This window comes from Yeosuana sp. (genome assembly GCF_057126245.1).
Window position 1 is genome coordinate 15,563 of the sequence record NZ_DBNGMQ010000006.1, and the last position, 15,600, is coordinate 31,162.

General features: G+C 32.3%; 13 protein-coding genes. 5 read left to right on the forward strand and 8 right to left on the reverse strand.

Features of this window, described 5'->3' with window-relative positions; translation table 11 throughout:
- Positions 1-21: 21 nt before the first annotated feature.
- The 4 genes from AC15TD_RS00275 to AC15TD_RS00290 are packed head-to-tail and all read right to left on the reverse strand — an operon-like array spanning position 22 to position 5,485.
- On the reverse strand, positions 22-1,482 hold the full coding sequence (locus AC15TD_RS00275; protein ID WP_484450145.1) for a lipopolysaccharide biosynthesis protein: 1,461 nt from the start codon (positions 1,480-1,482) through the stop codon (positions 22-24).
- Positions 1,482-2,765, reverse strand: coding sequence for a glycosyltransferase (locus AC15TD_RS00280; protein ID WP_484450146.1), 1,284 nt, complete (start codon positions 2,763-2,765; stop codon positions 1,482-1,484). Before AC15TD_RS00280 ends, AC15TD_RS00275 begins: the two co-directional genes overlap by 1 nt.
- Complete coding sequence (locus AC15TD_RS00285) at positions 2,752-5,184, reverse strand: YfhO family protein (protein WP_484450147.1); 2,433 nt, start codon at positions 5,182-5,184, stop codon at positions 2,752-2,754. Before AC15TD_RS00285 ends, AC15TD_RS00280 begins: the two co-directional genes overlap by 14 nt.
- A 31-nt stretch (positions 5,185-5,215) precedes the next feature.
- The gene (locus AC15TD_RS00290) at positions 5,216-5,485 is read right to left on the reverse strand and encodes a DUF4834 family protein (RefSeq protein ID WP_484450148.1); all 270 of its coding nucleotides are present in this window, start codon (positions 5,483-5,485) and stop codon (positions 5,216-5,218) included.
- A gap of 155 nt (positions 5,486-5,640) precedes the next feature.
- Here AC15TD_RS00290 and AC15TD_RS00295 point away from each other — a divergent pair, with 155 nt between their 5' ends.
- Both AC15TD_RS00295 and AC15TD_RS00300 read left to right on the forward strand, forming a co-directional pair.
- Positions 5,641-6,648 carry a transporter gene (locus AC15TD_RS00295; RefSeq protein ID WP_484450149.1) on the forward strand — a complete coding sequence of 336 codons (1,008 nt, stop codon included), beginning with the start codon at positions 5,641-5,643 and terminating at the stop codon, positions 6,646-6,648.
- Positions 6,649-6,671: 23 nt separating this feature from the next.
- Positions 6,672-7,790 carry a GTP cyclohydrolase gene (locus AC15TD_RS00300; protein ID WP_484450150.1) on the forward strand — a complete coding sequence of 373 codons (1,119 nt, stop codon included), beginning with the start codon at positions 6,672-6,674 and terminating at the stop codon, positions 7,788-7,790.
- Between the two features lie 51 nt (positions 7,791-7,841).
- On the opposite strand, the gene capB is transcribed toward AC15TD_RS00300, so the two are convergent.
- From capB to AC15TD_RS00315, 3 genes are all read right to left on the reverse strand, one after another.
- The gene (gene capB / locus AC15TD_RS00305) at positions 7,842-9,101 is read right to left on the reverse strand and encodes a cysteate-C-fatty acyltransferase (protein ID WP_484450151.1); all 1,260 of its coding nucleotides are present in this window, start codon (positions 9,099-9,101) and stop codon (positions 7,842-7,844) included.
- A 246-nt stretch (positions 9,102-9,347) separates the two neighbouring features.
- Complete coding sequence (capA, locus tag AC15TD_RS00310) at positions 9,348-10,388, reverse strand: cysteate synthase (protein WP_484450152.1); 1,041 nt, start codon at positions 10,386-10,388, stop codon at positions 9,348-9,350.
- 81 nt (positions 10,389-10,469) lie between these two features.
- Complete coding sequence (locus AC15TD_RS00315; RefSeq protein WP_484450153.1) at positions 10,470-12,530, reverse strand: S9 family peptidase; 2,061 nt, start codon at positions 12,528-12,530, stop codon at positions 10,470-10,472.
- Positions 12,531-12,611: 81 nt separating this feature from the next.
- Here AC15TD_RS00315 and AC15TD_RS00320 point away from each other — a divergent pair, with 81 nt between their 5' ends.
- Positions 12,612-12,935 (forward strand): YbaB/EbfC family nucleoid-associated protein, encoded by a 324-nt coding sequence (locus AC15TD_RS00320; RefSeq protein ID WP_484450154.1) that lies wholly within the window; start codon positions 12,612-12,614, stop codon positions 12,933-12,935.
- 13 nt (positions 12,936-12,948) lie between these two features.
- Here AC15TD_RS00320 and AC15TD_RS00325 read toward each other — a convergent pair whose 3' ends face one another.
- The gene (locus AC15TD_RS00325; RefSeq protein ID WP_484450155.1) at positions 12,949-13,971 is read right to left on the reverse strand and encodes a threonine aldolase family protein; all 1,023 of its coding nucleotides are present in this window, start codon (positions 13,969-13,971) and stop codon (positions 12,949-12,951) included.
- A 93-nt stretch (positions 13,972-14,064) separates the two neighbouring features.
- Between AC15TD_RS00325 and prfB the strand changes: the two genes are divergently transcribed.
- Both prfB and arsC read left to right on the forward strand, forming a co-directional pair.
- Positions 14,065-15,172 (forward strand): peptide chain release factor 2 gene (gene prfB, locus AC15TD_RS00330; protein WP_484450156.1). Its coding sequence is split into 2 segments (ribosomal slippage): positions 14,065-14,127 and positions 14,129-15,172, totalling 1,107 coding nucleotides; the frame shifts between segments, so codons are not numbered across the junction.
- 15 nt (positions 15,173-15,187) lie between these two features.
- The gene (gene arsC, locus AC15TD_RS00335) at positions 15,188-15,529 is read left to right on the forward strand and encodes an arsenate reductase (glutaredoxin) (RefSeq protein ID WP_484450222.1); all 342 of its coding nucleotides are present in this window, start codon (positions 15,188-15,190) and stop codon (positions 15,527-15,529) included.
- Positions 15,530-15,600: the final 71 nt, after the last annotated feature.

The following is a 15,600-nucleotide window of genomic DNA, read 5'->3' on the forward strand; positions in this document are numbered from 1 at the left end:
ACTTCGCAGGGTTTTCTGCTTCTAATAATGACGTTTTAAGAGCTTATTCAAAATAGACGTTACATCTTCTGAAAAATTAAAAACATAAACCACACAACCGTAAAAAGCAACAAATAACAAGGATTTTAAACCGATGTTAATAATGACATGAAACGGAAACTCCCAAAAATAAAAGATAATAATGCTTATAAATATAAGCATCACTGTTTTAAGGGTTGCTATAGTAAAAGGAAACATATTAAACTTGAACTTTACAAGAAGTAATTTAGCCATGTTATAAACCAAAACAGATATAAAGGTTGCAAACGCAGAACCATTAATTCCATATATGGGTATAAAAATCATATTTAACGTGATGGTTGTAAAAACAAGAAAAATGCCTAAAAGCAATACGATTCTGTAGTAATCACTATTAAACAAAATAGCATTATTATTACCTAAAATATTGTCTGTGAGTTTTGAAACCCCAATTAAAAACACGATTAATAAACCTCCACTGAATTTTTCTGGAATAAGTAAATAGAGTTGATTGATATTTATAATGATCAATAGAAAAATAAAACCACTGATAATAAATAAATTTAAAGAGCTTTTTTTGTAAAGAGCCTTTAATTCTACTTTATTATTTTCATTTAAAAGTTTCGCCGTTATGGGGCTTATTATTTGATGTAAAGACCTTAATGGAACACCAATGACACTGGCTATGTAGATAGCGACGCCATAATACGCCACTTTTTCAATATCCACGTAGTAACCCAACATAAACTTATCTATTTCTAAAATGATATTCGCCACAGAACCTGCCACTATAATTAAAGCGGTGTATTTTAAAACTTTTGGTAAACTTTTAAACGTATGGAATTTTATAATAGGCTGTTTTAAACTGAAGGCGTAAATAGCCATAACTAACGCACGTAATATATAAACAGCAACAATACCATTAATTAACGCTTCGACATTTAAAAAATTAAAATACAAACAGAACAAAAGAATGGTCGTGGCTAATCTATGAAACACCTCTTTCATAAAATTACCAAAAACGCTTTGCATCTGTACTCTGCTCCAGGCGTAAAACACCTCGAAATATGCAAAGGCTATAGCAGACACATAAATCAACCAATAATAATCTTTAATGATGGCATTTTTTTGAGACAACCAATTACTTAAAACCTCATATGACAAATGCCCTATTAAACCTAACGGAATTATAACGACTATTGGTAAAAAAATCATGAGGGTTAAAAAACTATTTTGAGATTGTCTTGTTTTAAATATTGAATAGAACTTAATAATGGTATTATGTGTACCAAATGCCATTAAAGGCATCATAATATTTGCGGTAGAGAGTATAAACGTTATTAACCCAAAATAGGTGTCGCTAATAAAATTGGTGAATAAAAAGAGTACATTAATAGCCCCGATACCAAAACCTAAATAGGTAGTAATTGTGTTTTTAATCGATTGAGATGCAACAATACCCATTATATGAATTTAGATAAAGATTTTGTAAGCGATTTTCTACTGTACTTTTGAAGACCAACGGGATGAGATTGCAACATATGGCTCTTAAAATCTTTATAATGACTCAAGATAAGTTTTTTTAAGTTATTATAATCATCATAATAAAAATACTGTCCGGTATTGGTTTCATTAATAATGCTTTCCACATCCGATTCTTTTGGACCAACAGCTATAATGGGTCTTCCAGAAGCCATATATTCAAATAGCTTTCCTGGTATAATGCATTTAGTATCATCAGAATCTATTTCAATCAACAAGAGTAATTGAGATTTTTTTTGAAATACAATAGACTCTTTGTGTGAAACATAACCGATATTATTTAAATGATTTGTTAAATTATATTTTTTAATGCTATTTAACACATTTACACTAACCGCACCCACTAGATTAAGTTGGAAATCGTTTGAAAATGAATCATTTTCAGATATTAAATCACTTAATACGTTCCATAAATTTTCTGGATTCCGTTTAGATAATAATGATCCGATGTGTGACAATGTAAACTTAGAATCCATTATAACCTCAGAAACAGATTCCGTATCATAACCATTCGTAATAACTTCAATAGGTTGATTGGTAATCTTCTGAAACTCCTTTTTGGTAATAAAACTTGTTACAACAATTTGATCGGTAGCATTTAAAACCTGTTTTTCTAAAGCCTTATGCTTTGCTTTTGAAGCAGTCGTTAATTTTAATTGTTTGTGGTAACCAATCGTTGTCCAAGGATCTCTAAAATCTGCCAACCACCTCACTCCTAGTTGTTTTTTTAATTGCAAACCTATTAAGTGCAAACTATGTGGCGGCCCCGTAGTAATAATGGTTTGTATGTGTTCTTTTAAAATATAGTCTGAAAGAAAGGCTACGGAAGGCTTAACCCATGATACACGTGCATCTGGAATAAAAAAATTACCTCTTATGTAAAGTAACAACTTCTCAATCAAACCTTGTTGTTTTTGTTCAGGAATAATTCCTTTACTTATGGATTTTGATGAGGTTTTAGAAAACAATCCTGCCAGTTTATATGGTTCTTTAATGGGTTGTTTGATAATGGTTATATCACTTGAGACTTCCGAAAGCAAGCTTTTATCAATTAATGGATATTGCGGATTTTCTGGAATGTAAACAATAGGTTCAATATCAAATTCTGGAAGGTATTTTACAAATTTCAACCAACGTTGAACACCAGGGCCACCTGCTGGTGGCCAATAATACGTGATGATAAGTGCTTTTTTACGCACTGGCATTTTTGTTTCTCTTAATTTGAAAGAATAAGCCCAAGATAATTAAAATTCCGACTAAAACAGAACTAGCAAAGGCAATTGAGCTTCCTGTTTTTACAACTTGTGGTTGAAATTTAAACTCAATCGTATGGCTTCCTTTCGGAATTTCCATACCGCGCAACACATAATCAACATTCGTATGACTCACCTTGTTTCCGTCGATAAATGTTTGCCAACCAGAACGATAATAAATTTCTGAAAACACAGCAAACCCTTCAAAGTCATTATTAGATTGATACTTTAAATAATTTGGCTTATAATCAATTAACGGAATAGTTGCTGTAGAATCCTTTTTATATAAGGTACGGTAATTTCCTTGAGTCAATGAAACTTTTCTAATCGTTGCTTTGTTTTTATTATCTAAACTATCTAATGCTAACATTTCTTTGTTAGCAGAATCAAAACTTACCAATTCGCTTATAAACCAAGCATTTCCGTTCGCTTCATCATTTACATATGGCAAAACATTCCCCTCCTTGTCATTAATAATAATGTATTTAGTATTCAGCATGTTTAATACGTTCATATTGTTGTTAGCAACATAAAAATCAAACAATTCATCATACTTTTTTAATGAGGCGGCATGATAACCTGACAAAGAATTATGAAAATAAGACGCTCTGGCGCCTGATGATGTTAAATCTAACACTCTAAAATGCGTGCTATCTCTTAAAATTTCTAAATCTGCCTCATTGGGTTGATATGGCTTATTGACACTTATTGAAGATATAAAATCTTCATTATTCACATAACGTCTATCTACTATCACTAAATCAAATAGGATTAAAACACCAAAAGAAATAATGACCCACTCTTTCTTTAACTTTTCCTTCAAAAACATAAAAATTAATCCCGCAGAAAGCATTACCAAGATTAAGGTTCGTATGGTATCATTGGTGAAAAGTGTTTTTCTGTCTTCTTTAATAGCATCAATAAAGGCTTGCCCGTAATTTTGACGATAAAAACCATCATTCACACCAACAAAATTAAATAATGATGATTTAAATATTAAGAATACAAGTGCCAAACCTGCCGTAATAATGGTAGCATATTGTAATGCCTTCTGTTTTTCTTCTTTTTTAATAAATTCGGAAAATAATTTTACAAGTCCGAATACAGCCAATACAGGAATGCATAACTCTAATAGTACCTGTATAGATGTGACTGCTCTAAATTTATTATAAAGCGGTACAAAGTCAATAAAAAAGTCCGTTAAAACAGAAAAGTTCTTACCATAAGACAATAGTAACGATAAAATCGAACCGCCTACAAGCCACCACTTTAAACGCCCTTTTACTAAGAACAAAGCAAAGACGAACAAGAATAAAACAACCGCTCCAATATAAGCCGGGGCTTCAACAATAGGCTGGTCACCCCAATAGGTAGGAGCGCGTTTAGATTCCTGTAAAGCTTGTGTAGGGGTTGCTCCTAATTTTCTAAAAGCTTCATAGGTCGCGGAATCTTTACCGACATTCTCACCATTCCCACCACCCATAAATCGCGGAATAAACAAATTAAAAGTTTCAGCGATACCATAACTAAACTGTGTGATGTAATCTCTATCTAGACCAGATGTAATTTCTTTTATACTACCATCAGGATTTATGGTTAATTCACTTTTGCCACGTGTACTTTCTTTGGCATATTCTTTAGTTGCCAAAATATTCGTAGCATTTAAACCAACGGCTAGAATAGCTGCTATGATTAATACCCCCAGAGACTTAAAGAAATTAGAAAGCACCTTCTTCTTGTAAGCATCAATTAAATAAGCGATCCCCAAAACAAGAACCAACAACAATAAATAATAGGTCATTTGAAAATGGTTCGCTACAATTTCTAAACCTAAAGCAACGGTTGTTAGCAAAAAACCTAAAATATATTTCCGTTGGAAGGTTAATATAATTCCACTTAAAACTAGTGGCATATAAGCGATGGCATGTGCTTTACTGTTATGCCCTACTCCTAATATGATAATCAAATACGTTGAAAACCCAAAGGCTAGCGCACCAAGAGTGGCCAATTTAAAATCTACTTTCAAAACCAGTAACAGCACATAAAAAGACAACAGATATAAAAACAGATAATCTGCTGGTCTTGGCAAAAACCGAAGTGATAAATCTAATTTCTTAATATAATTATGTGGATATTTTGCACCTAGTTGATAGGTAGGCATGCCTCCAAAAGCACTATTAGTCCAATAGGTTTCTTCACCCGAATCGGATCTATAATCAGTCTGCTGTTTAGACATGCCAATATACTGCATGATATCACTCTGAAATAATTGTTTTCCTTGCAGTACAGGACTAAAATATGCTAAAGAAATAATAACAAAACCTATAAGAACCAATAGGTGTGGTAAAACGCGTTTTATGGGAAATTGCATGAATTTAGATTAAAACCAATGATAGTGAAAATTAATCAATTTCTTCGTAATCAATATAGTCTCCTACATTTTTATTTGAAGATTTCGTATTTGGAACTTTATCGATGGTTACTTCACCTTCTTTTTTTTGTGGTTCTTCTTTTGCATTAAACTGACTCCCAAAACGTTGTTCTGCCTTCTTTACGACAAATTTCATTAAAAATGGAGCAAACAATCTTGACAGAACTTTAATTCCGTAATAAATCAATAAAATGATTAGAATGGTTCTTAAAAACCCAGGTACCGATGCAAATTGTAGCATAATAATAGTTTTGAGCAAAAATACAATTCTATACTTTTAAAAAACATTCAAAAATGATAAAAAAACTATAAAATCTCTATATTTGATACGTCTTAATTTTTTAAATGTTAATAGTCTTTTGACGTAATAGATAGAAAAAATTAAAATCTGTACTTATGAAATTCAACAAATCTGCCTTTATTTATTTCTTTTGCTTATTCACTATCAATGTATTTAGCCAATATACCGATGTTATAAATTCAAACAGACCAGGTGTTTCTAGAAGTGCTTTTTCAGTAGGCACCAATGTGGTGCAGTTTGAGGTAGGCCCCTATATAATTAATGAAGATCGTACCCCAGCGTTAAGAACGGAAGTTTCGGGGTTTGGTGTTGATTTTGCCGGACGATATGGACTTGTATTTGAAGAATTAGAATTAAGCATTGAAGGCACCTACCAAAATGATACAAAAACATATTTTTCAAGCATTCCATTTGATGAATCGCGATCAAACTTTAAAAATATAACGGTAGGTGCTAAATATTTACTTTATGATCCTTATAAAAATTCTGAAAACGATAAACCAAACCTTTATAGTTGGAAAGCGAATCATCGATTTAAATGGAGTTCTTTAATCCCAGCAGTAGCTGTGTATGCTGGAGCAAATTATGACACCAAAAACAACCCTTATACGGCTAGCGGCATTGAAGGGTTTAGTCCTAAAGTAATGATAGCAACTCAAAACAACTTTGCTGGCGGATGGGTTTTTGTAATTAATTTAATAAAAGATAGAATTGGAACAGACCAATCCGATTTTCAATATATATTAACCCTAACGCATTCCTTTAATCCAAAATGGGTTATTTTCGGTGAAGCACAAGGGATACAAAGTGACTTTTACGCAGATAACTTATTTAGATTTGGCGGTGCTTATTTGTGGAGTAAAAATTTTCAGTTAGACACAGGTTTAACATTTAACACAAAAGACACACCATCAGTTTTAAGTGTCAATTTTGGACTTTCGTATCGATTAGACTTCCATAAAGACAAAGAAAAAAGTAAAACGGATAATGGTAACTCGTTAAAAAGAGGTAAAAAGAGAAAATCAAAAAAGAACAAGAAAACTACTGATGTTATTGAAGATTACAACAAGAAAAATAAAAGAAAAACTCAAAAATTTAATTAATAGTAAAAACCTATCATTTTAATATGATAATAATAAAAGAAGTAACATCAAAAAAAGACTTAAAGAACTTTGTGAAATTTCCCTTTAAGCTATATAAAAACTCAAAATATTGGGTACCTCCTATTATTAGTCAAGAAATTAAGACGTTCAGCAAAAAAGAAAATCCCGTTTTTAATGACGCCGAAGCTTATTTCTTTTTAGCTTATAAGGACAATGAAATTGTTGGACGCATTGCTGCGATTATAAATTGGTTAGAAGTAAAAAACCAAAACCAAAAAAAAATGAGATTTGGTTGGTTTGATTTTATTGATGATGTAGAAGTTTCTAAAGCTTTATTTGATAAAATTGAATTTTTAGGAAAAGAGAATGGTTTAGAATATGCCGAAGGTCCAGTTGGATTTTCAAATTTAGATAAAGTTGGTGTGATTACTGAAGGATTTGAAGATATTGCTCCAATGGTTACCTGGTATAACCATCCTTATTATGCTAAACATTACGAAGCAGCTAGCTATGTCATTGAAAAATCATATTTAGAAAGTAGATTTCCATTTGAAAATGTGAAGCCAGAGTTTTTTTTAAAGGCACAAGAGTTAATAAAACGTCGATACAACTTAAAAGCCCTGTCCTTTACTAAAACGTCTGAGGTGATGCCTTATGTCGATAAAATGTTTGATTTATTCAACAAGTCTTACGCTTCTTTATCTTCATTTGTCGAAATAACCGATATTCAAAAGGCATATTTTAAAAAGAAATTTATAAGTTTTGTAAACCCAGAATACATCAAGTTTATAATTGATAAAGATCAAAATTTAGTTGGTTTTGCTATTGTTATGCCAGCCTTTTCTAAAGCCTTACAAAAGGCCAAAGGACACTTATTCCCTTTTGGTTTTAAATATATTTTAGATGCTAAGAAAGATAGTAAGGAGGTTATTTTTTACTTAATAGGAATTCACCCTGATTATCAAAATAAAGGCGTGCACGCTGTTATTTTTAACGAATATTACAATACGTTTACTGAAAAAGGCATACAAACCTGCTTTCGAACTCCAGAATTAGAAGACAATATAGCTATTCACCAAATATGGAAGCATTTTAATCCTGAAGTTTACAGAAGGCGAAAAACATTTAGAAAAGCATTTTAAAAAAAAGAGCCACTTGAATAAGTGGCTCTTTTTTTATAATATATATTTTAATTACTCACCCATTGCAGCCATAACCGCAGCAGATAAACGTTTATAAGTTCCGTTTTCTAATCTCGATCTAATAGCATCAAAAGCATCTAACGTTATTTTAACATCTTCTAAAGTATGGGTCGCTGTTGGTATTAATCTTAGTAAAATTAAGCCTTTAGGTATTACAGGATAAACTACTATAGAACAGAATATTCCATAATTTTCTCTTAAATCTTTTACTAAAGCCATCGCCTCTGGAATACTTCCTTTTAAATATACTGGAGTAACACAACTTTGTGTAGTTCCTATATCAAAACCGCGCTCCTTAAGACCATTTTGCAAGGCATTCGTATTTTCCCATAGCTTGTTTTTAAGCTCAGGCATCGTTTTAAGCATTTGTAATCTTTTACGAGCGCCTACAACCAATTGCATCTGTAAAGATTTAGCAAACATTTGAGAACGCAGATTATATTTTAAATAATCTATAATTTCCTGATCTGCTGCTATAAAAGCTCCCGTACTTGCCATAGATTTAGCAAAGGTTGCAAAATAAACATCTACATCGTCTTGAACACCTTGCTCTTCTGGCGCACCTGCTCCTGTTTTACCTAAAGTACCAAACCCATGAGCATCATCTACTAAAAATCTAAATTTATATTTTTTCTTTAAAGCAGCTATCTCTTTTAGTCTTCCTTGTTCTCCTCGCATTCCAAATACCCCTTCAGAAATTACTAAAATACCGCCACCAGTTTGTTCAGCCATTTTAGTGGCGCGATCCAAATTTTTCTCTAAACTTTTTACATCGTTATGCTTATAAGTAAATCGTTTACCCATATGTAAACGAACACCATCAATAATACATGCATGTGCATCTACATCGTAAACAATAATATCATGCTTGTTAACTAAGGCGTCTATAGTAGATAAAATACCTTGATATCCAAAATTTAAAAGATAAGCAGCTTCTTTATTAACAAATTCAGCAAGTTCTTTCTGTAAAGTTTCATGAAGCTCCGTATGACCAGACATCATTCTTGCTCCCATTGGATAAGCCGATCCATAAGCAGCTCCAGCTTCTGCATCTACTTTGCGAATCTCAGGATGATTTGCTAAACCTAAATAATCATTGATACTCCAGGTAATAACATCTTTACCTTGAAACTTCATACGGTTAGAAATTTGCCCTTCTAATTTTGGAAACACAAAATAACCTTCAGCCTGCGATGCCCACTTCCCTAGTGGTCCTTTGTCTTTATAAATTTTTTCAAATAAATCTTTCATTAATTTTGTTTATTAGTGCTATTAAAAAAACTCTAAATCTAAATAACGAAAGGATAAATATATTAAAAGCAGCAATGTTTTTAATGTAACTTATTATAGTTTTAAATCCTTAGTTAGTTCTGGCAAAATTAAATATTTATATTGTTTGCACATAATTTTTGCCATTGAATTATTTATAAAATAAAAAAAGAGGTAGTTAATTGCTTTTTACACAATACGACCTCTAAGATATTTAAATTAGTTATTTTATTTTATATACTCTATAGCTTTCGCAGCTTCTATGTTTACACTATCAAAAAAGCCTTGTTCATTCATCCATTTATCACTATATATTTTACTCATATAACGCGATCCATGATCTGGGAATAAAACGACAACCATGTCACCTTTTTTAAATTCACCAGTTTCATTAAGTTGTTTTACTGCTTGTAACGCTGCGCCACTAGTATAACCTACGAAAAGCCCTTCAGTTTTTGAAATCTCTCGAGCTGTATGAGCACTTTCTTCGTCTGTTACTTTTATAAATTTGTCAATCTGACCAAAATCTGTTGCAGTGGGAATTAAATTTTTTCCTAAGCCTTCAATTCTGTATGGATATATTTCTTTTTCATCAAACTCATTCGTTTCATGATATTTCTTAAGTACTGAACCATAAGCATCAACTCCAATTATTTTAACATTCGGATTTTGCTCTTTTAAATACTTAGCCGTTCCTGAGATAGTTCCTCCGGTTCCACTACAAGCTACAAGGTGGGTTATTTTACCTCCTGTTTGATTCCAGATTTCTGGACCTGTAGAATTATAATGCGCATCAATATTTAATTGGTTAAAATATTGATTGATATATACAGAACCTTTTGTTTCTTCATGAAGTCTTTTTGCAACTTCATAATAAGATCTTGGATCATCAGCGGCAACATGTGCTGGACACACATAAACTTTTGCTCCAATAGAACGCAACATATCAATTTTGTCTGGTGATGATTTAGAACTTACCGCTAAAATACATTTGTAACCTTTAATGACACTTACCATTGCTAAACTGAATCCTGTATTTCCAGAGGTAGTCTCAATAATTGTATCTCCTGAGGTTAGGATTCCTTTTCGTTCTGCTTCTTCAATGATGTAAAGTGCTATTCTATCTTTCGTAGAATGTCCAGGATTGAAAGCTTCAACTTTTGCATAAAAATCACCTTTAAAAGGAGCAGTGATTTTATTTAGTTTAATAAGTGGTGTTTTACCTATTAAATCTAGTACATTGTCAAAAACTTGATTTTCGTGTCTCATAAATGCTTTTTAAGAGCTACTCTAATTAATGTGAAAATCAAAGTAACCTAAAACCTGTCAAAAATAAAACATTTTTTTTTATTAGCAATGAATTCCTTCTAAATCTAACAAGAAAGCATATTCTAAGGCAACCTCTTTTAAACTTTCAAAACGTCCAGAAGCACCGCCATGGCCAGAGTCCATGTCGATATGAAAAACCAAAATATTAGACCCCTTTCTTAATTCTCTTAGTTTTGCCACCCATTTTGCTGGCTCCCAGTATTGAACCTGAGAATCATATAACCCTGTAGTTACTAGCATATTGGGGTATGATTTAGCGTCTACATTATCATAAGGTGAATATGACTTCATATATTGATAATATTCTATTTCGTTAGGGTTTCCCCATTCATCATATTCTCCAGTTGTTAAAGGAATCGTATCATCTAACATGGTTGTAACGACATCTACAAAAGGTACCGCTGCTAAAACGCCATGGTATAATTCCGGATTCATGTTTATAACAGCTCCCATGAGTAAACCTCCGGCAGAGCCTCCATAAGCATATAAATGTTCGCTCGATGTATAATTTTCTTTTATTAGATGTTTAGAACAATCTATATAATCATAAAATGTATTTAGTTTCGATAAAAGTTTACCGTTTTCATACCATTCTCTACCCAAATATTCGCCCCCGCGCACGTGCGCTATGGCATATATAAATCCGCGGTTTAACAAACTTAATCTGATTGTGGAAAAAGACGGATCAATCGTTGAACCATAGGAACCATACGCATATAATAGCAACGGGTTCTTACCATTTAATTTGATTCCCTTTTTATAAACTAATGATATTGGAATTTTTACGCCATCTCTACTAGTAACCCAAATTCGCTTAGACTCGTAATCGTCTTGATTAAAATCACCACCTAAAACTTCTTGTTGTTTTTTTAATTCACTTTCCCTCGTATAAAAATTATAATCAATCACAGAACTTGGTGATGTGAGCGAATTAAAACTATATCTTAATACGTCACTATCAAAATCTGGATTATTACCAATAAAAACGGTATAGGTTTCACTTTCGAATGGCAAATAATAATCCTCATGTCGTTCCCAACTCATAATTCTAAGTCTATTTAGACCATTTTCACGCTCATTGATCACCAAATAATCTTTAAATATCTCAATATCTTCAATTAAAACGTCATCTCTATGAGGAATCACTTCTTTCCAAAACTCTTTTTGAGTTTGAGATTCATTAACTTTTAAAAGCTTAAAATTTCTAGCATTATCGCTGTTAGCAATAACGTAAAAGTGATCTTTGTAATGTGCAATACTGTAATCTAATTCGCGTACACGTTTTTGAAAAATCTTAAAGGTTTCATCAGGTGTGTTGGCATTTAAAATTCGATATTCTGAAGTCAAGGTGCTTGAAGACCCAATAATGATATATTTTTTTGATTTTGATTTATAAACAAAGGTATTATAGGTTTCATCTTTCTCATGAAATACCATCTTATCATTTTTAGTACCACTAAAAAGTTTATGCTTGAAAATTTTATAGGAACGAAGCGTTACTTCATCTTTCATGGCATAAAACAAGGTTTTATTATCATTAGCCCAAACACAACTACCTGTGGTATTTATAATTTTATCTGGATAAATCTCACCTGTTTTTAAGTTTTTAACTTGAATCGTATATTGCCTTCTACTCACAGTGTCAGATGAAAAGCTAGCCATAGTATTGTCAGGGCTTATTGCAATGCTACCTAAATTAAAATAGGCATGATCTTTTGCCATATCATTGCAATCAAATAAAATTTCATCAGGTGCTTGTAAGGTCTCTTTCTTACGAATGTAAACAGGGTAATCTTTACCTTTTTCATATCGTGTAATATACCAATACCCATTTAGTTTATAAGGAACCGTCGTGTCATCTTCCTTAATTCTACCTTTCATTTCTTCAAACAACACTTTTTGAAAATCTTCGGTATGAGACATTATTTCTTTAGCGTAATCGTTTTCAGAATTTAAATAATCTATAACTTCAGGATTTTCTTTGTCATTTAACCAATAATAATAATCAATTCTTCTGTCAGAATGAATTATTAATTCTTTTGGTTTTTTCGTTGCTATTGGCTCTATCACTGCTTTTTTCAAAAGGACGTATTTGTTTGGAATGAAAGTGTCAAAAATATAAAAATTATATAGCTTTGTAAGAAATATAAAAATAAAAAAACCATGTTTGGAGATATGATGAATATGATGGGCAAATTAAAAGAAACCCAAAAGAAAGTTGAAGAAACAAAAAAGCGTTTAGACACCGTTTTAATTGACGAAAAAAGCAATGATGATAAGGTTAAAGTCACTTTAACGGCTAACAGAACGATTAAGTCTATTTCAATATCTGATGATTTATTAAATGATAAAGAGGAACTTGAAGATTACTTAGTTCTTACATTAAACAAAGCCATAGAAAAAGCAACTAACATTAATGAAACAGAACTTGCGGCAGCCGCCAAAGACGGATTACCTGATATTCCGGGTATGGATATGTTTAAGTAGAGATGTTAGAAATCTAGATGGTTAAATGCTTAAAACTGCTTAAGACTGTTTCGTGCATTTCGTTAGTGTAATCCATATGGGTAACCATGCGTAGTTTATTACTACCCATGCTAATAATTAAAATGTTACTTTCTTTTAGCTTTTGAACAAATTTAGTTTCATTAACATCACTGTTTAATTCAAAAATAACAATATTGGTTTCAACAGGTTCAACCGTTTTAATATAAGACAAATTAGATAGAAGGGCTCCTAGTGCTTTTGATTTCTTATGATCCTCCTCTAATCTTTCAACATGATTATCTAATGCATATAATCCGGCAGCGGCTAAATACCCAACTTGCCGCATATTGCCGCCAAAAATCTTTCTAATTCTAATGGCATTTTTCATAATATTGTCATCTCCAATAAGCACAGAACCAATTGGACAACCTAAGCCTTTACTTAAACATACCGAAATGGTATCAAATACCTCACCATATTGTTTCGTAGTTTCACTTTTAGCGACTAAAGCGTTCCATAGTCGTGCACCATCTAAATGAAACCTTAATTCGTTTGAATCACAAACGTCCTTAATCTTTAAAATTTCATTGAAATCCCAACAAGCACCCCCTCCTTTATTGGTAGTATTTTCAATTTCAACCAAACTTGTCTGACTGTAATAAAAGGCATCTGGATTGATAGCCTCTAGGACTTGATTAGCCTTAAACATACCTCTATCCCCATCTAAAAGCCTGCAGGACACACCACTATTAAAAGAAGCTCCACCAGATTCATAATTGTAAATATGAGCATATTTATCACAGATGACTTGCTCACCAGGATTGGTATGTAATTTTATAGCTGTTTGATTTGCCATAGTGCCCGAAGGAAAAAACACGGCTCTTTCTTTACCAAACATGGCAGCTAACCGGGCTTCTAACAAGTTTACGGTAGGATCTTCACTAAACACATCATCACCTACTTGAGCTTGCATCATAGCTTCCAGCATGCCTTTTGTGGGCTTGGTAACCGTGTCGCTTCTTAAGTCTATTGTCATTAAAGTAATCTTATTTATTATTTGATAAAAATATCATTTAAATTTATGTTCTTAAAGGTTATATTATATTTTTGTTTAAAATAAATTCTTTACATGATTACATCGGACCAAATCAAATCTCTTAATACCCGCCTTGACAAACTTAGGCACTATCTTTGACATAGATGCCAAACTGATAGAAATTCAAAACGAAGAAGAACAAACCTTTGCGCCTGATTTCTGGGATGATTCTAAATCTGCTGAATTAGTAATGAAGTCATTACGAGTTAAGAAAAAATGGGTCGAAGATTATAATACCTCGATAACACTTTTTGAAGAACTAGAAATCTTATATGAATTCTATAAAGAAGGAGAATACACGCTTGAAGAGGTTCAAGAAAGTTATGAAAAACTTCAAAATCTTCTTGAAGATATAGAATTTAAAAATATGCTTTCTGAAGAAGGTGATAGTTTAAGTGCTGTTTTACAAATTACCGCAGGAGCTGGTGGTACAGAAAGTTGTGACTGGGCCAGTATGCTCATGCGAATGTATTTAATGTATGCTGAAAAAAGCGGTTTTAAAGTAAAAGAACTTAACTTTCAAGAAGGTGACGTTGCCGGAATTAAAACGGTGACTCTTGAGATTGAAGGCGATTTCGCTTTTGGTTGGCTTAAAGGTGAAAATGGGGTGCATCGTTTAGTTAGAATCTCGCCCTTTGACAGTAATGCGAAACGTCATACCAGCTTTGCTTCTGTTTATGTCTACCCATTGGTAGATGATAGTATTGAAATTGAAATTAATCCTGCCGATATCGAAATTACTACAGCACGTTCTAGCGGCGCTGGCGGACAAAATGTTAATAAAGTAGAAACCAAAGTGCAATTAACTCACAAACCTACTGGTATTCAAATTCAATGTTCAGAAACACGTTCACAGCATGACAATAGGGCGCGTGCCATGCAAATGCTTAAGTCTCAATTATATGAAATTGAACTCCAAAAACAATTGGCACAACGGGACGATATAGAAGCAGGGAAAATGAAAATAGAATGGGGAAGCCAAATTCGCAACTACGTTATGCAGCCGTACAAGTTAGTGAAAGACGTTAGAACCGGCCATGAAACCAGTAATGTAGATGCCATTTTGAATGGTGATATTGGTCCGTTTTTAAAATCGTATCTCATGATGATGGGACAAAAAGAAGAAGATAACTCGCTATAATTATATTTATATATGATGATTAAAATATATCACAACAATAGATGCAGTAAATCAAGAAATGGTTTAAAATTGCTTGAAGATTCAGGTAAAGAGTTTAAAGTAATAAACTATGTAACAGAAAAGCTCTCAATTAATGAATTAGAAAATATTATTAAGTTGCTGGGGATCAAACCCATTGAACTCGTTAGAAAAAATGAAGCCATTTGGAAAGAACATTATAAAGGAAAAGAGTTAACTGATGCCGAAATTATTAATGCCATGGTTGAAAATCCCAAACTAATTGAGAGACCAATTGTTGTAAATGGAAAGAATGCCGTAATTGGAAGACCTTCGGATAACATTTTAAAAATTATCTAGTTTTGTTTAACGTTTTATTAATTTCTTTTAACAATAAATTAACCGAAGCCCTTTAAACATTAAGGTAATTT